Below are 18325 nucleotides of genomic sequence, written 5' to 3'. Positions count from 1 at the left end.
GCGGATCAGGCCCTGGCGGCTACCGATCCGCGGAGGAACTTCAGATCTTCGTGGTCGTCCTCGGTGACGTCCCTGGACTTGAGGAACACCACGAACAGCGCCACGAGCAGCGCGGCACGGCCCCACACGCCGATCATCACGGCCTGCGCGGAGAAGCTGTCGTAGATCCCGGCGGGCTGACCGAACTCGATCGCCCAGAACCAGCGGAAGATGCCGATGCCCATGGCCAGGTCGACCACGAAGTACGCGAAGGCCCAGACCAGCCGCACGCGCAGCAGCACCAGGAACGGCACCAGCCACAACGTGTACTGCGGCGAGTGGACCTTGTGCAGCAGCATGAAGCCGCACAGCATCGCGCCGGAGACCGCGATCCACGGGTAGGTGCCCTCGCGCCGGAACCGCGTCCAGCCGTAGCCGGCGGCGATCGCGAACGAGATCAGGATCGTGATCGGCGAGATGACGCCGACCAGCGACTGCATCGCGTCGTCGCCGATGAACGGCCGCAGGCCCCAGTACCAGATCGAGTTCGTCGTGATGTCCACCCGGCGCAGCTGCTGGAACTCGAACGACGCCGCCCAGCCGTCGTACCCGGCGATCGCGAACGGCAGGTTGACCAGCACGACCGTGATGATCGAGGCGAGCCCGACCTTGACCGCGCCGGCGACGTCGACCTTCTTGCCGTTCGGCAGCTCCTGGCCGCGCCAGCCACCGGTGGCGACGAAGAGCATCAGCGGCAGCACGAACGCCGCCGGGTAGACCTTGAACGCGAACCCGAGCCCCAGCAGCACGGAGGCCACCGTCGCTCTTTCGACCAGCGGCCGGTTCCAGCGGTGCACCACGAAGACCGCGGCGACCGAGCAGAGCACGACGGGCAGGTCCCAGTTGTGGAACGCGTAGAGGATCAGCGGTGGCCCGATCGCCCACAGCAGCGCGCGCCAGCGGGCCAGCTTGCCGAGCAACCAGCCCGTGAGCAGGCCGAACGGCGCCATCAGCAGCGACGAGTAGAGCAGGTACTCCGCGTCGTTGTGCGCGAAGATCGCGCCGGCCCAGATGAGCAGGCCCGACAGCACCGGGTACTCGACCGAGCCCCCGATGAGGATTCCCTTGTCGTTGATGTTGCCGTCGACGTACGGGAAGACGTGCCGGTCGATGTCGCGCCCGATCCAGAGGTGCTGGATGTCGGAGTAGCAGACGTCCTGCTTGTTGCGCTCGTCGTAGTCGGGCTGCGTGCGGCCCCACTGGTCGAACGCGGGACCGGTGCAGCGGTCCTTGTTGACGAAGCCCAGCAGCAGCGTGAGCCCGCACAGGAGCACGAGGACGACAGCGGCGGGCCTGCCGAAGCGGTTCGCGAAACGCCCGCCTTCGCCACGCTCGGGCGTCACGCTCACCACCTCGTGCACGGTGTTCACCGGCCGGCGCGGTCGCGCAGGAAGGCGATGTCGTCGGCCTGGCCCTCGTCCGGCGTCTCCACCACGACGGGGCATCCGGCACTGGCGACCACGGCCGCCAGCTGGTCGGCGTCGATGGTGCCAGTCTTGATGTTGTCGTGCCGATCGCGCGAGGAACCGAACTCGTCGCGCGAGCTGTTGAGGTGCACGAGGTCGATCCGGCCGGTGATCGCTTTCACCCGATCGACGATGCCGACCAGGTCCTCACCGGCGGCGAACGCGTGGCAGGTGTCGAGGCAGAAGCCCGCGCCGAACTCGCCGACCGCGTCCCAGAGGAGCTTCAGGGAGTCGAACGTGCGGGCCATGGCGTTCTCGCCGCCCGCCGTGTTCTCGATCAGGACCGGGACCGCGAAGCCGCCCTCGGCGACCTGGCGCTCGAAGAACTTGCGCCAGTTCGCGAAGCCGTCCGCCGGGTCCTCGCCCTTGGTGACGTGGCCGCCGTGCACGATCAGGCCCTTGGCGCCGACGGTCGCGGCGGCCTCCGCGTGCTGGATCACGTTCTTCCTGGACGGAATCCGGATCTTGTTGTTCAGCGACGCGATGTTGATCAGGTACGGGGCGTGGACGAACACCTCGAGATCGGAGGCGAGCAGCGCCTCCGTCTGCGGATGAGGTTTCGGCTTCTTCCAGCCCTGGGGATCCGAGAGGAAGAACTGGACGACCTCGGCCCCGCGTTCGGCCGCGGCGCCGACCGGGTCGTCGTCGCGTACATGGGCCCCGATGCGCATACGCAGGAGGGTAGTCGGCGTCCATAACGCCATCGCAGCCGCCGCCGATAGGAGTAATTGGAAAAACTGGGGATGGTCTACGTCACCACCAGGACCTACGGTCGTTACTAGAGAGTAGGAAAGGGGTTCGCATGAGGCTGTTGAGCGTCGCCGCCACGGCGTTGCTGGCCCTGGCGTCCGCTTCGGTGGGCGGGGTCGCGCACGCGGCTGATCCCATCGTGGTCGGCAGCTGTGCCACCACCGTGCAGGGCGCGCCCGGCACCCCCATCTCTCTGAGCCCGGCCGCGGTGACGCAGCCGATCACGGACCTGGTGCGCGCCGTCCCGTTGCTCGGCCCGCCGCTCGCGGAGCCGTTCAAGCAGGCGTTCGCGCAGGTCAAGCCCATTCCGATCGGTGCGGTGCAGGTCGGCACGACGACCATCAGCGGCGGCACGATCGCGAACGCGGTCATGGCCGAGGTGAACAAGATCCCGCTGCTCGGGCCGATCCTCGGCACGCTCGACCAGACCGTCCGCGCGACCCTGACCAGCGGCTGCAAGGTGACCGTGACCGGGGTCAACCAGGTCGCGGCGCCCGTCCAGGACGGCGCGAAGGCCGTCGCGGACGCGTCCCAGCAGGCCGTCGGGGCGGTCCCGGGTGCACCGAAACCGCCTGGTCAGCAGCCCCAGCCGGGCACGCCGCCCGGTCAGCCCGGCACGCAGCCGGGCACCCAGCCCGGCGTTCCCGGTGTCGGCGCGGGCGCGCCGAGCAACCGCGACTTCTCGCTCTACCCCATCGGCTCGAACTTCGGCCGCGTGCCGCTGTTCAGCTACGGCTCACTGCCGTTCGCGATGCCCGGCCTGTACTCGCCGTCTCCCGGCGTCCGGTACGGCTCGCAGGTGCCCCGCGCGTCCAACGGCACCGGTGTCGAGGGCGACCTGGTGCAGGCCGCCGGCCGCGCGACGGCGTTGCCCCGGCTGAGCGGTCCCGGCGGTGTCGGCGCTCCGGTGCTGGTCGCGGTGCTGATGCTCGCCCTGGTCACGGGCGCGCTGGTGCGGACCTGGGCGCTTCGCCGCACCCCTGCGTAGTCGCCGGACGCGCTCTGTTAACCTTTGTCAGTTGCTGACGCGACGACCCTCCTGCCACGGAAAGCCCGTGGCCGCGAGTCCACAGGAGGTGAGTGGTCCTCATGCGTCATTACGAAGTGATGGTCATCCTCGACCCCAGTCTCGACGAGCGCACGATCGCGCCGTCTCTCGACACGTTCCTCAACGTCATCCGCACCACGGGCGGAAACGTTGAGAAGGTCGAGGTGTGGGGCAAGCGCCGGTTGAGCTTCGAGATCAACAAGAACAGCGAGGGCATCTACGCGGTGCTCGACCTGACCTCGACGCCTGACGCGGTGAAGGAACTGGACCGCCAGCTCGGTCTGCAGGAGACGGTGCTCCGGACGAAGGTCCTGCGCCGCGAGCCCGCCAAGTCGGCCGTCAAGGCCTGACGAACCTCGATTAGGGGAGCTCCCAAGACATGGCTGGTGAGACGACGATCACGGTAGTCGGGAACCTGACTGCCGATCCCGAACTCCGCTTCACCCAGAGCGGTGCCGCGGTGGCGTCCTTCACGGTCGCCTCCACGCCCCGCACCTTCGACCGCCAGTCCGGCGAGTGGAAGGACGGCGAAGCGCTGTTCCTGCGGTGCAACGTGTGGCGTCAGGTCGCCGAGAACGTGGCCGAGTCGCTCACCCGCGGTTCGCGAGTGCTCGTCTCCGGACGGCTGCGCCAGCGTTCCTTCGACACGAAGGAAGGCGAGAAGCGCACTGTCGTGGAGCTGGAGGTCGACGAGATCGGCCCCTCGCTGCGCTACGCGACCGCGAAGGTCAACAAGGTCAGCCGTGGAGACGGCGGCGGTGGCGGCGGCTTCGGCGGCGGCGGCGGTCAGCAGTCTCGCGGCGGTGGCGGCGGCGCGCCCGCGGACGACCCGTGGGGCTCGGCCCCGCAGGCCGGTTCCAGCGGTGGCTTCGCCGACGAGCCCCCCTTCTAGACCGACTGCACCGGTCATCCAGTACTTCACACATCGCGTATTCAGGAGTTAGAGACACATGGCCAAGCCGCCTGTGCGCAAGCCCAAGAAGAAGGTCTGCGCCTTCTGCAAGGACAAGAGCGCGTCCCTGATCGACTACAAGGACACGACGCTGCTCCGCAAGTTCATCTCCGACCGCGGCAAGATCCGTGCCCGCCGCGTCACGGGCAACTGCTCGCAGCACCAGCGCGACGTCGCTGTTGCCGTGAAGAACGCCCGTGAGATGGCCCTGCTGCCCTACACCTCGACCGCCCGCTAAGAGAAGGAGACACTGCGATGAAGCTCATCCTCACCGCTGACGTTTCCGGCCTTGGCGCTCCCGGCGACATCGTCGAGGTCAAGGACGGCTACGGCCGCAACTACCTGCTCCCGCGTGGTCTCGCGATCGTCGCGACCCGTGGCGCGCAGAAGCAGATCCAGGTCATCACCCGCGCGCAGGACACCCGCCGCGTGCGCGACCTGGACCACGCCAAGGAGATCAAGACCGCGCTCGAGGGTCTCTCCGTGACGCTCAAGGCCAAGGCCGCTTCGGGCAGCACCAAGCTGTTCGGCTCGGTCACCGCGTCGGACGTGGCGGCTGCCGTCAAGTCCGCCGGCGGTCCGGTCCTGGACAAGCGCGCCATCGAGCTGCCGGGTCACATCAAGACCACGGGCAAGCACTCGGTCACGGTTCGCCTCCACCCCGAGGTCACCGTCGCCCTGCCGCTGGTCGTCACCGCGGGCGAGTAGCAAGTCCTCCGGCGATTGGCGAGCCCTGCTCGCCACCGCGTGTGTGTCTGTTGCGGGGGCGACCCCCGCAGACCCCACGGGCGACCTTGTGGCATCGCGTCGTGCGGTGGTTCCCCACACGTTGGTGGGGATCGCCCACGGTTCGGTTTGCTGAAGCGCCACCCACCCGGAATGCTCCGGGTGGGTGGCGCTTTCGCTCGTTCGGATCAGTGCCGCTCTGTCCACGTCCTGTGGATAAACCGGATGTTTATCGTGGGCGCGACACGCCGACGAGAGTGTTTTTCGCGACACGCCGACAGTGCGGCGCACAACTTTTTCCACAACTTGTACACAGCCCCTGAGCTGCAGTTACTTCTGTCACTCCACCGGTTGTCAACAGGTTGTCCCCAGCGCCACGACCCCTGTGAGCAACCATCCACAGGTTGTCCCCCAGTTGTCCACAGGGCGATCCACACGCTGGTTTGCTTGCTCCGGACGGGTCCCTCTAGCGTCGATGTCAGGGCAGGGCCATCGCACAGCGTGGCCGCCCGAAATTGTCGGTGCCTCGCTGTACAACTAGGGGACTCAGGCACCGTCTCTCGACTCTTCGCAGGGGTGATTCGGCAGTGGCGCTCGTGGACGACCGGGGCATGGCGGAGCCCGCATTCGAGCGTCAGCCGCCCCAGGACCTCGCGGCGGAGCAGTCCGTCCTCGGCGGCATGCTGCTGTCCAAGGACGCGATCGCGGACGTCATCGAGGCGCTTGCGCCGAACGACTTCTACCGCCCTGCTCACCAGGCGATCTACGACTGCATCCTCGACCTCTACGGCCGCGGCGAGCCCGCCGACCCGATCACGATCTCGGCCGAGCTCGAACGCCGCGGCGAGCTGCTGCGCGTGGGCGGCGCACCGTACCTGCACACGTTGATCGCGACGGTCCCCACGGCCGCGAACGCCGGCTACTACGCCGAGATCGTGGCAGAGAAGGCGGTGCTGCGCCGCCTGGTCGAGGCCGGCACGCGCATCGTGCAGCTGGGCTACAACGGCGCCGAGGGCGCGGACGTCGACGAGGTGGTCGACCGCGCCCAGGCCGCGATCTACGAGGTCACCGACCGCCGCACCACCGAGGACTACGTGGCCCTCGAGGACCTGCTGCAGCCGACGATGGACGAGATCGACGCCATCGCGTCCCGAGGCGGCATCTCCCAGGGCATCCCGACGGGCTTCGCGGACCTCGACGCCCTGACCAACGGCCTGCACGGCGGCCAGATGATCATCGTCGCCGCCCGCCCCGGCGTCGGCAAGGCGCTGGCCCTCGACACCCCGCTGCCCACCCCGTCCGGCTGGACGACGATGGGCGCCGTCACGGTCGGCTCGTTCCTGATCGGCGCCGACGGCCGCCCGACCAGGGTCGTCGCCGCGACCGAGGTGATGACGGGCCGCCCGTGCTTCGAGGTCGAGTTCTCCGACGGCACCGTCATCGTCGCCGACGCCGAGCACCAGTGGCTGACGGAGTCGTGCAGCGAGACCGGCGGTTTCTGGGCGATCCGCACCACCGCGCAGCTGTTCGAGCGGGTCGGCCTCTGCCGCATGTTCGTCCGCATGTCCTCGGCCTGGGACCTGCCCGAGGCTCCGCTGCCCCTCTCGCCCCGCGCGCTGGGCCTGTTCCTCTCGGGCCTGGGCGACCTGGAGCTGACGGACGAGGAACTGCGCGTCGCCAAGGCCCTCGACCTGGCCGACGACCCGCACATCCCGGCCACGTACCTGCGCGCGTCCCGCAAGCAGCGCGAAGAACTGCTGGCAGCCCTGCAGATCGACGGCCGCTTCGCCCGCCTGCGCCGCGACGCCGACGAACTGATCGCGGGCCTCGGCCGGCACGCCCAGGTGGAGATCGTCGCGGTCCGCCCGGTCGCCTCGGTCCCGGTGAGGTGCGTGGAGGTCGACAACCACGACCACCTGTACCTCGCGGGCGAGACGATGATCCCGACCCACAACTCGACGCTGGGCCTCGACTTCGCCAGGTCGTGCTCGGTCAAGCACGGCATGACCAGCGCCATCTTCAGCCTGGAGATGAGCCGCACCGAGATCGTCATGCGCATGCTCTCCGCCGAGGCGCGCATCCGCCTCAGCGACATGCGAGGCGGCACCATGAGCGACGACGACTGGACCCGCCTGGCCCGCCGGATGAGCGAGATCAGCGAGGCGCCGCTGTTCGTCGACGACAGCCCGAACCTCACGATGATGGAGATCAGGGCCAAGGCGCGTCGCTTGAAGCAGCGCCACGACCTCAAGCTCGTAGTGGTCGACTACCTCCAGCTGATGTCCTCGGGCAAGAAGACGGAGTCGCGCCAGCAGGAGGTCTCGGAGTTCTCCCGAAACCTCAAGCTGATCGCCAAGGAGCTCCACGTCCCGGTCATCGCGATCTCGCAGCTGAACCGCGGCCCGGAACAACGAACCGACAAGCGCCCGATGCTCTCCGACCTCCGTGAGTCGGGCTCGCTCGAGCAGGACGCCGACATGGTCATCCTGGTCAACCGCCCCGACGCGTGGGAGCGCGACGACCCGCGTGCCGGCGAGGCCGACCTGATCATCGCCAAGCACCGTGCCGGGCCCACGGCGACCATCGTGGTGGCGCACCAGCTGCACTACAGCCGGTTCACGGACCTGGCCCAGACCTGAGCCGACGCGGTCAGTCCGCGAACACCAGCGCGTGGGCGTCTTGCCGGGTGCCGCGTCGCATCGCGCGTTCCTGCGCGGTGCGACGGGCGAACACCCGAGCGAGCTTGCCGTTGATCTCGAGGCGAAAGCTCCGCCACGGTCACCGCCTCGTAGGTTGGTCACGGCGCGGGCCTCGCACGAGCACAGTGGCCTGGTACGGCGTGCGTCCGTCCATCGCCGCCGTCGTCGAGCACCTGCCCGGCGGCACGCCGGTCGCGGTAGCGCTGCGGCGTTCGGGGCCTGGGACACTGGACCCTCGACCACCCGCTAGACCAGGAGTGCACCGTGCAGCAGGGAACCGTCCGCTGGTACGACCTCGAGCGCGGCTTCGGCTTCCTCGCCCCCGATGACGGCAGCGACGACATCTTCGTGCACGTCTCGCAGGTGCAGGGCGAGGGTGCGGCCCGCGCGCTGCGCGAGGGTCAGACGGTGGAGTTCGAGGCCGGTGAGGGACCCCGCGGTCCGCAGGCGCTGAACGTCGCCGTCACCGGGGACGTCGCGCCCGACGCGCCCTTGGGTGTGCTTGCCACCGTCTCCTGGTACGAGCCGGCCAAGGGCTACGGGTTCGCCGCGCCGGACGGCGGGGGTGCGGAGGTGTTCGTGCACTCCTCCTCCATCGTCACCGGGGGCGTCCTCGCGGCCGGGCAGCGGGTGGCCTTCGTCGTCACCGCCGGCGAGAAGGGGCCGCAGGCCCAGCACCTGGTGCCGCTGAGCCACGACGCCGGAGTCCGCCGAGCCCCTCTGGTCGCGGCCGGCGACGGTGCCGACGGCTCCGTCCTGTGGTTCGACGAGGAGAAGGCGTTCGGCTTCGTGGCCGCCGACGACGGGGCGGGCGACGTCTTCCTGCACGTGCGCGCCCTGGTCGACGAGTTCTACCTGCCGGCCGAGGGCGACCGGGTCTCGTTCACCACGGTCACCGCGGACCAGGGTCGTCAGGCGCGCGAGGTGCGGTTCGTGGCCGCCAGCGAGCCGGTGGAGGCCACCGCGGCCCCCAGCCAGGCCCGTTCGGCCGCCCGGCCCGCGGCCCGCGCCGGCAACGGCTCGGTGGCCCGCTACGACGCCGACCGCGGCTTCGGCTTCATCACCCCCGACGCGGGTGGGCCCGACCTCTTCGTGCACGTCTCGGTGGTCTCCGGCGAGCCCTTGGTGGCCGGCGAGCGGGTGCGCTTCCGCATCCGGCAGAGCGACCGGGGCCCGCAGGCCGACGCCGTCGAGCACGCCTGATGGCGGCAACGCTCTGCGGCACGGAGAAGTCGACTTCCCTGCGACGGTGACGGCGGGCCGGCCGGGTGTGCCCCCTGCTGACCGACGGCACGCCCGAGGCGGGTGCAGGAGCACACGAGATATGACCGACACCGGTCACCCGATCCGCTCATAAGCGCGACTCACCCGTGCGGGTCTCGGTGCTGGTCAACGGGCCTGGGCTCGGCTAGAACCGGACTGTGCTGCACGACCCGCTGACCGGGCTGCCCGGACACGCGCTGCTGCTGGACCGCCTGGAGCAGTCGCTCGTCCGCGCCCGAACACGCGGCACGCTCGTCACGCTGGTGCTGGTCACCGGACCGGACGACGTGCTGGCCGCGGCGAAAGCGTTGCGGCAGAACCTGAGGCCTGACTTCACGGTCGCACGGTTCGGCGACGCGGTGCTGGCGGTGCTGGCCGAGCACGACTTCGGGGACGGGTCGCCGATCGCCGAACTGGTCCGGCAGCTGGCCGGGGAGCGGCCGCAGGTCCACTGGGTGACGAGCGATGGCACCGCCGAACCGGAAGAACTGCTGGTCACAGCACAAACACCCCCCGAACGGCACTGAGCCCCAGCGACACCGTCGTGTCGCTGGGGCTCAGCTTCTTACCGGAGGGAGGGTGTTACGTGGTGCGGGGTGTAGCTGCTTACAGCGAGCCGGTCACCGTCTGGAACAGGTTGGCCGGGTCGATCATGGCCAGCGCCGGGGCGTTGAACGGCAGCTGCGGCAGCGCGCGCTCGTCGGCCTTCGGGGCCAGGCCCTGGGTCGGGTTCAGGTTGAGACCCGAGATGGAGGCCGGGCCGTCGACGGGCAGCGCGGGCAGCGAACGCTCGGTCGGGAGCGCGGGCAGCTGCACGGGCACCGGCAGGGCCGGGGCCGTCACGGGCAGGGACGGCAGCGAGCGCTGGGTGGCGCCGGCCGGGACGAGGCCCTGCGCGGCGTTGAGCAGCTGGCCCAGGGGCAGGCCCTGGACGTTCGGGGTGATGCTGCCGGTGCCACCGTTCAGCGGCAGGGCGGAGCGCTCCTGCGCCACACCGGGCAGAGCCGGGGTGGGCAGCTGGCCGGCCATGGCCGCCAGGTCAGCCGGGTTCGGGAACTGGTTGACGGGCAGCTTGCCGTCGAGACCGTCGATGCCGTGGAACGCCGGAACCTCGTTGGCCTTCAGCAGGCTGTCGACACCCTTGGGGAGCTCCAGGCCCTTGAGCTGCGTGGCGCGCAGCGTGCCGTCGGTGTCCTCGCCGGTGAGCTGCGTGTCGTCGCTCGTGCCCAGCGTGGTCGCCTGGCCGACGACCTCGACGGGGATGCGCGCGAGCTTGGCAGCCGCCTCGACCGGGACGTGCATGTCGCGGGCGGTCAGCGGGCCGGAGCCCTCGGTCAGGGTCTCGCCACCGGCCTGGGTGTACGAGGCCTTGTCCGTGACCGTCGTCGCGTTGCCCGCGACGGCGACCGCGTCCGCGTACACGCCGGCGAAGGCGTTGGCGGGGACGTTGACCAGGTTGCCGGAGACCGAGGCGTCCTCAGCCGAGGAGTAGCTGTCGTCACCCGACACGACGTTGGTGTCGGACACCACGTCGGAGTTGGTGATGCCGGCCGCCGCGACCGTGTTGCCCGGCACCGCCGGGAGCACGGCCGGCTGCGCGCCGATCAGGTTGCCGGAGACGGCACCCTTGTCACCGTTGCTGTTGACGTCGCCGCCGGCGACCGAGCTGAGGTCGTTGGTGGCCGTCGAGTTGACGTTGCTGCCGCCGCCGACCGACCAGCCGAGCACCTGGGTGCCGGTCGCGACCGGAGCCGACACGACGTTGCCCGCGATGGAGCCCGCCTCGCCGGTGGTGATGGCGTCGCCGCCGGCCTTCATGTCGGTGGCGTTGACACCCTTGGTGTCGTTGTTGCCCACCAGGGTGGCGCCGTCGGCGAAGACCTGGGCCGGCGTCGAGGTCGGGACCTGGACGATGTTGCCGGACACCGAGCTCTTCTTGCCGGTCGCGTGGGGCGCGTCGCCCGCGGTGACCGTGGTGTCGTTCGCCGAGTCCGACACGGTGTTGCCCACGAGGGCGGCGGTGACGGCGAAGACCTGCGGGGCGGCCGCGGTCGGCGCGGTCACGATGTTGCTGGAGACCGTGCCGCGGTCGTCCTCGGTGTTCGGGGTGCCACCGGACTGGACCAGCTTGACCTCGTCGGCCGAGCCGGCGGCCTGGCCACCGAGAGCGGCGGCGAGGCCGTAGACCTCGGCGGGCGTGGCGACCGGGGTCGACGCGATGTTGCCGGAGACGACCGAGTCGTTGCCCGTCGTGCCCTGGTAGCCCGACGTGATCGACTTGACGTCGTTCTCGCAGGTGCCCGCGGCCTGGCCGGCGAGCGTGGCACCGTTGCCGCACACGTCCACGGCGGTGGCCGGGGGGACGTCCGCGATGTTGCCGGAGAGCACGGACTTGTCGCCGACGGTGAAGGTCTTGCCACCGGCGGTCGAGTTCGCTTCGTTGGTGTGGTCGGTCAGCGCGTTGCCGACGATCGACGCACCGTTGCCACCCACGGCGGCGGGCAGCGAGATGGGCGCACCGGCGACGTTGCCGGACGCGGTCGAGCCGTGGCCCGTGGTGTGGTGCGAGCCACCGGCGCGCGAGTCGTTCGTGGTGTCGCTGACCGCAGCCGCGTTGCCACCGGCAGCGGCGGCGTTGTCGTCGACCGTGATCGGGCCGGCGAGCGCGGGCTCGACGATGTTGCCGGCCAGGGTGGCCGGGTCGCCGTTGGTGACGGTCGTGCCACCGGCGTACGCGGCACCGGACTGCGTCGAGTCGGTGGCCGAGTTGCCGGCCGCGGCGGCCGAGTTGCCGTTGACCTCGGCGAGCGGGGACAGCGGGATCGGCACGGCGTTGCCGGAGATCGAGCTGTTCTTGCCGCTCGTCCAGACGTCGCCCTCGGAGGACGCGAACGTGTCAGCGGTGGAGTTGACGTCGGCGATGCCCGCCGCGCCCACGCCGTTGCCGGTGATCTGAACCGGGGTCGCGCCCTGCTCGGCGATGACGTTGCCGGAGATGGCACCGCGGTCACCGCTGGTCTTGATGTCGCCGCCGGTCGTGGAGACCTGCTCGGCGTTGGTGTTGGTCGCGGCGTTGCCGCCGGCCGCGATCGCGTTGCCGGTGATCTGGACCGGCAGGATGTGGTTGACGGCGACGACGTTGCCGGCAAGTGCCTGGCCCGCGCCGTCCGTGACGATCGAACCGTCACGGTGGGTGTGCTGCGAGCAGTCGCCGGTCGCCTCGGTGTTGGCGAGAACCGCGATCGCGTTACCGCAGATGTTGATCGGCACATCGACGTGCGCCTGGATCGTGTTGCCGCGCACCAGGTTCTGGAGCGGGGTGCCCTGCAGGCGCTCGCCTGCCTGGCGGACCAGCGGGTTCGCGACGGGCGCTGCCGTGCGGGTGGGCACCGCGCTGGTGACGCGGTCCGTGCTGATCGTGCGGTCCACCTTGGGGACCGTGATCTCCTTGACCGGAGTGGCCAGCTTGTTCTGGTCGGCCTTGACCGGAACGGAGGCCGCGACGTCGACGGCCGGCGGCGCTGCGTCCGGGTCGACGTTCTCCTGGGCAGAAGCGATGCCCGTACCGAGCATCAGCAAACCACCAGTGACAAACGCGGTCTGAAGTCCGCGCTTTGCCCAGGTCTGCATTAGATCTCCTTCATCGGTTTCCCGTCGAGAAAGCGACGGGGGCTCAAGGGGGTGGGGCCGAAACGCGCAGGGGAAGGCGCGTCATCACCGGGGGAGTCGCACGCGGTGATCGACCTGTTTGAGCGCAAGAAAAAAGCGCGACGGTCGACTTCCGGACAGCCAGGGGAGGTGGGCTGTCGCGGACCGCGCGCTGGAATCAGTCGGGGTTGATACCGGGCTGCTTGCCCGGCGTCACGGTGACCTCGTCGGTGGACGGCGCGAGAGCGCGCGTCGACGAGATGCCGTGAGCGTCACCGGGTGCAGCGAGAGCAGCGATCAGGCTGCCCTTGGCAGAACCAGAACCGTCGTTGCACGAAGAGCACTGCACCGGCGCGGGGGCCGGGACGGGCAGCTTCGGGAACGGGTTGCTGGGCAGGGACGGACGCTGCTCGGAGGGCACGACAACGTCGTTGTGCTCCAACAGATCCGTCCAACTGCCACCGGACGTGCCGGTGAACTGCGAGACCACGGGTGCCGACGACTGAACGGCATCCGCGGCCGGGGCCGGGATCTCCGGGAACGTCACGTCCATGGCCCGCTCGGTGGCGGGGCTGCTGGACTGACCGATCCTGGTGACCTGCGGCAGGATTCGAGCGGCGATCTTCTCGACCGCCTGGGAGACCTGCACGTCCGGCAGGGCGGCGCGAGCCTTCTCCTGCTCGGCGCGCAAGGTCTCGTCGAGCTTGTGCACCGCGGTGGCAGCGGGAACGACGACCGGCAGCTTCTCGTCCGTCTTGGCGACGATCTTGCTGACGACGTCGAACTGCTGCGCGTCCGCGGGGGACACCGCATCCGCCGCGCTGGCGGACGACGTGGTGAGCGCCCAGGCAACGGCCGTTCCCGCGATCGCTCCACCGACGGCGAGCAGCGCTCGGGTGGCGAAGCGGCGCATGCCGTTCGCTCCCGTCTTCGCTCGCTGACCAGTGGAGAACAACGCAGGAAACCTCGCTACTCGGTGGCGCTCAAGGGATTCGCCGACGATCAAGCTGATCAAGTCGACGTCGGCGACTCTGCCAGTCCATCCACCCCGAATGCACGCTCTGAGCGCTCGGTTAACCACATCGTGTGAACGGCTTCCCTTGGCTCACACCCGTTTCAGCACGCGTGCGGCACCGGCCGCCGCGGTCGACGCGAGGACCCATCCGACGGCCACGAGCAGCGAAGATATCCATTGCGACGCACCGGTGAACTGCCACTTGCCGTCGTGGCCGAAGTCGATGATCGGGATCAGGAGGTCGAGCGCGAGCAACGCGGCGTTCCACACCGGGTCCTCGTCCTTGTTGAGCTTGACCATGGGGTGCCAGGCGAACCAGAGCGCGCCGAAGAGCCAGAAGACGGCGAGCCAGCAGATCGCGAGCCACGGGCGGTAGCCGTAGCCGACGGTCCACCGCTGCACGACGCCCCAGATCCGCCCCGCACGACCGAGCTCGGAGTAGCGGCGCCGTTGTTTCTCCAGCTGGACCTTCTGCGCGAGCTCCTCCTCACCGCCCTGCTGGTAGACGGCGGCGAGCTGTTCGTAAGGTCCGGGCGCGAAGTCGGGCTGCACCTTGAGCAGCCACTTGAGCCGCGTCTGCACCGGCACGTCCGGGTCGGCGGTGATGCCGGCGAACTCGAAGTCGTCCACGGCGACGCCGCCCTCGGCGTCCCACAGCCCCGGCCCGTCGGTCACCGACACCGCTTTGAGGCGGCTCAGCACTATCTTCCCCTTGGGCTGCTGGCCCTCGGGGATGTGCAGGCGGAACTGGTGGACCGTGAGTCCGTAGGCGTTGAGCGCGATGTCCGCGGACGTGGAGCCGAGGTGCGAGTCGCTGAACGTCGCCATCTTGCCGACCTCGCCCAGCCGGAGCCGGACGCCGCCGACCGCGGTGAACCCGCGGCTGCACAGGAGGTCCTTGCCGATCGTGATGGCGCGGGCGTCGAGCGACGGCTTCTGCGTGCCGTTGGGGCGGAGCCGCGGGAGGGTCAGCTCGGCGCCGGACATGTCGAGCGTGGAACCGATGTTCGCGTTCTGCAGCCGGACCGAGCCCTTGGCCTTCAGCTCGCGCAGGAAGAGCGTGCCGCCGACCTGGAGGCGGTCGGCGAACAGGACGTCGATGCCGGGCCCGTGCAACGAGACGCCGGACATGCTGGCGCTGCCCATGATGTGCGCGTTGGACAGCCGCACCTGGCCGTAGGTGTGCAACGGCTGCGAACGGGTGCCCGCGCCGTTGACCGCGCTACGGGCCTCGACGTCACCACGAACCTGCATGCCGTCCGCGTGCAGTGCGACGGGGATGCGGTTCGTGACGTCACCGGCGAGCTCCTCCGCGACGTCGCGCGGCCCGATCACCGCGCCGGACAGCCGGAGGTACCCGCCGATGCTCGCGTTGGGCAGGCGGACCGTGCCGGTGCTGGTGAAGCCGTCGTCGAGTTCCAGGTTGCCCTCGACCCGGATGCGGTCGGCCACGAGCGTCGCCGCTTCGTCCGCCGATCCGTGCGGCAGGACCAGCACCTGGTTGTCGACGCGGTGCGCGGAGCTGAGGCGGGCGCCGGTGAACTCGACGTTGCCGTTGACGCGCGCGCCGTCGAACAGCACCCGGCCGTCCGCGGTGAAGCGGCCGCCCTCGGCGTTGCAGAAGACGTTGCCCACGACGACGATCCCGGACGCGTCGAGCGCGTCCTTGCCGGTGTTGAGCAACCGCGCGCCGCCGAGGTGGACGCTGCCGCCGATCGCCGCGCCCCGCAGCCGCACCTCGCCGTTCGCGCGCATCGCGATGGCCTGGACCGAGCCGCTGACCCGGATCCGCGCGCCGAGCAGCGCGTGGTCGGTCTCGGACCGCAGCACCGAACCGGCGAGCCGCAGGGTGCCGTCGACGGCGGCGTCGGTGAGGTCGACGGTGCCGGTGCAGGTGAAGCCGGCCTCGAGGACGAGGTCGCTGAAGACCCTGAGGTTGCGGCCCTGGAGACCGGGAACGCGGGTGCCGCGCAGCCTCAGGCCGATCAGGCGGGCCATGCGGAGGTCGAGCGACTCCTCGAACGTGCAGTGGGTGAGGTCGATGACGCGTGTGACGCGGGTGCCCTCGAGCTCGAACTTGCCGGTGATCCGCGCGTTGCGGAGCCTCAGAGCGGGTAGTCCCTTGCGCGGAACGCGGTACAAACCGGTCAGCAGACCGGTGAGCACCTCGCCGCGAGCGCTCTGTCCGGTCAGGTCCAACTCGGTCCCGCCCGCATAAGCCGCCGCGACCTGGCGCTCGACTTCGGTCAAGTCTTCCGGCTTGATCACTTCGTCCTCCCCTGACGAGTCGGATCATCCCTGGTGGAGTTCCGGCTTGGCGAGGGTCCGAACAGTTAACGTGAGGCACATGAGCACGCCGGAGTCGGAGATCAGCGGCCGCGTCCCGAAGCTGCTGCGCGTGAGTGCGGCGGTGAGCTGGCGCTTCGTCGTCGTGATCGCCGCGTTGTACGTGGTCGCGTACGCGCTCAGCTTCCTCGCGTCGATAGTGATCCCGGTCGCTATCGCGTTGCTGCTGGCCGCCCTGTTCTCGCCCGGTGTGTCGAAGCTCGTCGAGTGGCGGGTGCCGCGCGGCGTGGCGGTGACCCTGATGATGATCATCGGCATCGGTGCGCTCGGCGGCGTGCTGACGTTCGTGATCAGCGAGTTCTCCCGCGGTCTGCCGGAGCTGCAGTCGCAGGTGGCGGCGTCGCTCGACACCATTCAGACGTGGTTGAAGGACGGGCCCGCGCACCTGTCGGACGCGCAGCTGCAGAACTACGTCAACGAGATCGTGAAGACGATCAAGGAGAACCAGGCGGAGATCACGTCCGGTGCTCTGACGACCGCCGCCACTCTGGGCGAGCTGCTCACCGGGCTGTTGCTGGCGCTGTTCACGCTCATCTTCTTCTTGCACGACGGTGACGGGATCTGGCGGTTCGTGACGCGTGCGGTGCCTCGGGACGTGCGGCAGCGTGTCGACGTGGCGGGGCGTCGCGGGTTCGGCTCTCTCGTTTCTTATGTGCGCGCCACGGCCGTGGTCGCGATCGTGGACGCCGTCGGTGTCGGCGTCGGGCTGGCGATCATCGGGGTGCCGTTGGTCGTGCCGCTGTCCGCGTTGGTGTTCCTCGGTGCGTTCATCCCCATCATCGGTGCGGTGTTCACGGGTGCCGTCGCGGTCTTGATCGCGTTGGTGACCAACGGACCGATCGCGGCGCTTGTGGTGCTGGCCGTGCTCATCGGCGTGATGCAGCTGGAGTCGCACGTGTTGCAGCCGCTGTTGCTGGGGCGTGCGGTCAAGCTGCACCCGTTGGCCGTGGTGCTGGCGATCGCCGGTGGGTTGGTCACCGGGGGCATCGCCGGGGCGTTGCTGGCCGTGCCGTTGCTCGCGGTGCTGAACTCCGGGATCCGGTCGCTGGTGTCCGATGCGGACGCCGAGCAGAAGCCGGAGAAGGTGGACGTGCTGAACCCTCAGGACACGGCGCCGAAGGACGACAAGAGCGAACGGGTCAAGGAGCTCTAAGCCATCGAGACGAGGTTGCGGCCGTAGGCCTTCGCCGCCAGCAACGCCGCGTCGGCCGCAACCAGCAGGTCCGGCAGCTCGTACCCGAACCGAGTCGTCGTCGACACCCCGATGGACACTGTCAGCCCGTGCAGCTCGTGAGGCTTCCCGTTCGTGGCCATCGTCGGCACGCGAAGAGCCGCCACGGCCTTGCGCACGCGTTCGGCGACGGACTCGGCCTCGTCCGGCGTGGCCTCGGGCAGCAGCACGACGAACTCCTCGCCGCCGAACCGCCCCACCAGGTCCCCGCGGCGAACGGTGCCGCGCAGCAGCAACGAGATCGCGGCCAGCGCGGCGTCTCCCGCCAGGTGGCCGACCTCGTCGTTGACGCGCTTGAAGTGGTCGAGGTCCATGAGCATCACGGCCATCGGGCGGGTGCGGCCGGAGCCCTTGGTCAGTTCGTAGCGGGCCCGGCTGTCCCAGTGCACCGCGTTGGCCAGGCCGGTCTTGGCGTCGCGCTGGGCCGAGCGGCGCCACTGGGGGAGTTGGGCGGCGCGTTCCAGCAGGGCCAGCGGCGGGCCGGCGATCAGGGCGTGGATGGCGTTCGTCTCCGCCACGCAGCCCATGAGGCCGCCGATCGACACCGCGACGATGCCCAGGACGGCGTCGATGGGTTCACCGACGTTCTCCTCGAACGTCGCGGAGGGGCTGCGGAGCTTGAGGCCGAACGAGATCAGGCCCGCGCGCAGGATCAGCAGCAGGGCCGCGCCCAGGGTGAGGACCAGCAGGTTGGCGTGGGGGTCGACCCAGCCGAGGGCGTAGCGGGTGCCGAAGACCGCGAGGGCGGTGGCGCTCAGGGTGAAGAGCCAGCGGTGGGTCTCCGGGCGCTGGGCCAGCAGGCAGTGCAGGGCCGGGCCGAAGAGCAGGAGCACCAGGAGGTTCGGCGGCAGGGCCAGGATGCCCGCCGTCAGGTAGCAGAGGTGGGCCGCCCACGGGTTGCGCTCGGTCTCGCCCAGCCGGTGGCTGTAGATGGAGCTGCCGATGATCACCGCGCCCGCTGTGCCCGCGATGGCCGCGAACCTGGCGATTTCGGAGGGTGACGGCGTTTCCGACGAAACGATCGCGTGCACGACGGTCGCGAGCGCGACCATGTCGATGAACAACCAGTAGCAGAGCGCGGGCCGCCGCAAAGTCCACAACGGCCAGTCCCGCACCTGCATTCGCCCTCCCCCGAACCCGGA

At 69.9% G+C, this 18325-nt stretch carries 15 protein-coding genes and 1 pseudogene; 10 read left to right on the top strand and 6 right to left on the bottom strand.

Annotated elements, in window-relative coordinates:
• Positions 1 to 5: 5 nt before the first annotated feature.
• Both ACWF7A_RS11865 and ACWF7A_RS11860 read right to left on the bottom strand, forming a co-directional pair.
• Positions 6 to 1382, bottom strand: a complete 1377-nt coding sequence (locus tag ACWF7A_RS11865) for a glycosyltransferase family 87 protein (RefSeq protein WP_452250416.1) — start codon at positions 1380 to 1382, stop codon at positions 6 to 8.
• Between the two features lie 23 nt (positions 1383 to 1405).
• The gene (locus tag ACWF7A_RS11860; protein WP_452250415.1) at positions 1406 to 2176 is read right to left on the bottom strand and encodes a deoxyribonuclease IV; all 771 of its coding nucleotides are present in this window, start codon (positions 2174 to 2176) and stop codon (positions 1406 to 1408) included.
• A gap of 131 nt (positions 2177 to 2307) precedes the next feature.
• On the opposite strand from ACWF7A_RS11860, the gene ACWF7A_RS11855 reads away from it, so the two are divergent.
• From ACWF7A_RS11855 to ACWF7A_RS11815, 9 genes and pseudogenes are all read left to right on the top strand, one after another.
• The gene (locus ACWF7A_RS11855; protein WP_452250414.1) at positions 2308 to 3243 is read left to right on the top strand and encodes a hypothetical protein; all 936 of its coding nucleotides are present in this window, start codon (positions 2308 to 2310) and stop codon (positions 3241 to 3243) included.
• Positions 3244 to 3344: 101 nt separating this feature from the next.
• Positions 3345 to 3653, top strand: a complete 309-nt coding sequence (gene rpsF / locus ACWF7A_RS11850; RefSeq protein WP_112276372.1) for a 30S ribosomal protein S6 — start codon at positions 3345 to 3347, stop codon at positions 3651 to 3653.
• 29 nt (positions 3654 to 3682) lie between these two features.
• A complete protein-coding gene (locus ACWF7A_RS11845; protein WP_266036224.1) occupies positions 3683 to 4195 on the top strand; it encodes a single-stranded DNA-binding protein in 513 nt (170 codons plus the stop codon).
• Between the two features lie 58 nt (positions 4196 to 4253).
• Positions 4254 to 4493, top strand: a complete 240-nt coding sequence (rpsR, locus tag ACWF7A_RS11840; protein WP_030480165.1) for a 30S ribosomal protein S18 — start codon at positions 4254 to 4256, stop codon at positions 4491 to 4493.
• A gap of 17 nt (positions 4494 to 4510) precedes the next feature.
• A complete protein-coding gene (gene rplI / locus ACWF7A_RS11835) occupies positions 4511 to 4963 on the top strand; it encodes a 50S ribosomal protein L9 (protein ID WP_452250413.1) in 453 nt (150 codons plus the stop codon).
• Positions 4964 to 5592: 629 nt separating this feature from the next.
• Positions 5593 to 7620: a replicative DNA helicase gene (gene dnaB / locus ACWF7A_RS11830; RefSeq protein WP_452250666.1), complete on the top strand. Its 2028-nt coding sequence runs from the start codon at positions 5593 to 5595 to the stop codon at positions 7618 to 7620.
• Positions 7621 to 7944: 324 nt separating this feature from the next.
• Positions 7945 to 8148, top strand: a pseudogene (locus ACWF7A_RS11825) (cold-shock protein); the annotation flags it as partial.
• 30 nt (positions 8149 to 8178) lie between these two features.
• Positions 8179 to 8883, top strand: a complete 705-nt coding sequence (locus ACWF7A_RS11820; RefSeq protein WP_452250665.1) for a cold shock domain-containing protein — start codon at positions 8179 to 8181, stop codon at positions 8881 to 8883.
• Positions 8884 to 9101: 218 nt separating this feature from the next.
• Complete coding sequence (locus ACWF7A_RS11815) at positions 9102 to 9470, top strand: hypothetical protein (protein ID WP_452250412.1); 369 nt, start codon at positions 9102 to 9104, stop codon at positions 9468 to 9470.
• A gap of 79 nt (positions 9471 to 9549) precedes the next feature.
• Here ACWF7A_RS11815 and ACWF7A_RS11810 read toward each other — a convergent pair whose 3' ends face one another.
• From ACWF7A_RS11810 to ACWF7A_RS11800, 3 genes are all read right to left on the bottom strand, one after another.
• A complete protein-coding gene (locus ACWF7A_RS11810) occupies positions 9550 to 12573 on the bottom strand; it encodes a chaplin family protein (RefSeq protein ID WP_452250411.1) in 3024 nt (1007 codons plus the stop codon).
• Positions 12574 to 12769: 196 nt separating this feature from the next.
• Entirely contained in the window at positions 12770 to 13504 is a 735-nt protein-coding gene (locus ACWF7A_RS11805) for a hypothetical protein (protein ID WP_452250410.1), read from the bottom strand.
• Between the two features lie 192 nt (positions 13505 to 13696).
• Positions 13697 to 15874: a hypothetical protein gene (locus tag ACWF7A_RS11800; RefSeq protein WP_452250409.1), complete on the bottom strand. Its 2178-nt coding sequence runs from the start codon at positions 15872 to 15874 to the stop codon at positions 13697 to 13699.
• A gap of 79 nt (positions 15875 to 15953) precedes the next feature.
• Between ACWF7A_RS11800 and ACWF7A_RS11795 the strand changes: the two genes are divergently transcribed.
• On the top strand, positions 15954 to 17105 hold the full coding sequence (locus ACWF7A_RS11795) for an AI-2E family transporter (protein ID WP_452250408.1): 1152 nt from the start codon (positions 15954 to 15956) through the stop codon (positions 17103 to 17105).
• Here ACWF7A_RS11795 and ACWF7A_RS11790 read toward each other — a convergent pair.
• Positions 17102 to 18304 (bottom strand): diguanylate cyclase, encoded by a 1203-nt coding sequence (locus tag ACWF7A_RS11790; RefSeq protein WP_452250407.1) that lies wholly within the window; start codon positions 18302 to 18304, stop codon positions 17102 to 17104. The genes ACWF7A_RS11795 and ACWF7A_RS11790 overlap by 4 nt on opposite strands.
• Between the last annotated feature and the right edge of the window lie 21 nt (positions 18305 to 18325).

The sequence above is a fragment of the Lentzea sp. NPDC055074 genome, from assembly GCF_053608005.1.
The sequence above is the reverse complement of the archived record's forward strand: the minus strand, read 5'-3'. Positions and strand labels throughout refer to the sequence as shown.

Bases quoted from the DNA above. Each gene is read 5' to 3' on its own strand.
- ACWF7A_RS11860 (WP_452250415.1), bottom strand. From the start codon at position 2,176: ATGCGCATCGGGGCCCATGTACGCGACGACGACCCGGTCGGCGCCGCG.
- ACWF7A_RS11855 (WP_452250414.1), top strand. From the start codon at position 2,308: ATGAGGCTGTTGAGCGTCGCCGCCACGGCGTTGCTGGCCCTGGCGTCC.
- rpsF (WP_112276372.1), top strand. From the start codon at position 3,345: ATGCGTCATTACGAAGTGATGGTCATCCTCGACCCCAGTCTCGACGAG.
- ACWF7A_RS11845 (WP_266036224.1), top strand. From the start codon at position 3,683: ATGGCTGGTGAGACGACGATCACGGTAGTCGGGAACCTGACTGCCGAT.
- rpsR (WP_030480165.1), top strand. From the start codon at position 4,254: ATGGCCAAGCCGCCTGTGCGCAAGCCCAAGAAGAAGGTCTGCGCCTTC.
- rplI (WP_452250413.1), top strand. From the start codon at position 4,511: ATGAAGCTCATCCTCACCGCTGACGTTTCCGGCCTTGGCGCTCCCGGC.
- dnaB (WP_452250666.1), top strand. From the start codon at position 5,593: ATGGCGGAGCCCGCATTCGAGCGTCAGCCGCCCCAGGACCTCGCGGCG.
- ACWF7A_RS11810 (WP_452250411.1), bottom strand. From the start codon at position 12,573: ATGCAGACCTGGGCAAAGCGCGGACTTCAGACCGCGTTTGTCACTGGT.
- ACWF7A_RS11805 (WP_452250410.1), bottom strand. From the start codon at position 13,504: ATGCGCCGCTTCGCCACCCGAGCGCTGCTCGCCGTCGGTGGAGCGATC.
- ACWF7A_RS11795 (WP_452250408.1), top strand. From the start codon at position 15,954: ATGAGCACGCCGGAGTCGGAGATCAGCGGCCGCGTCCCGAAGCTGCTG.
- ACWF7A_RS11790 (WP_452250407.1), bottom strand. From the start codon at position 18,304: ATGCAGGTGCGGGACTGGCCGTTGTGGACTTTGCGGCGGCCCGCGCTC.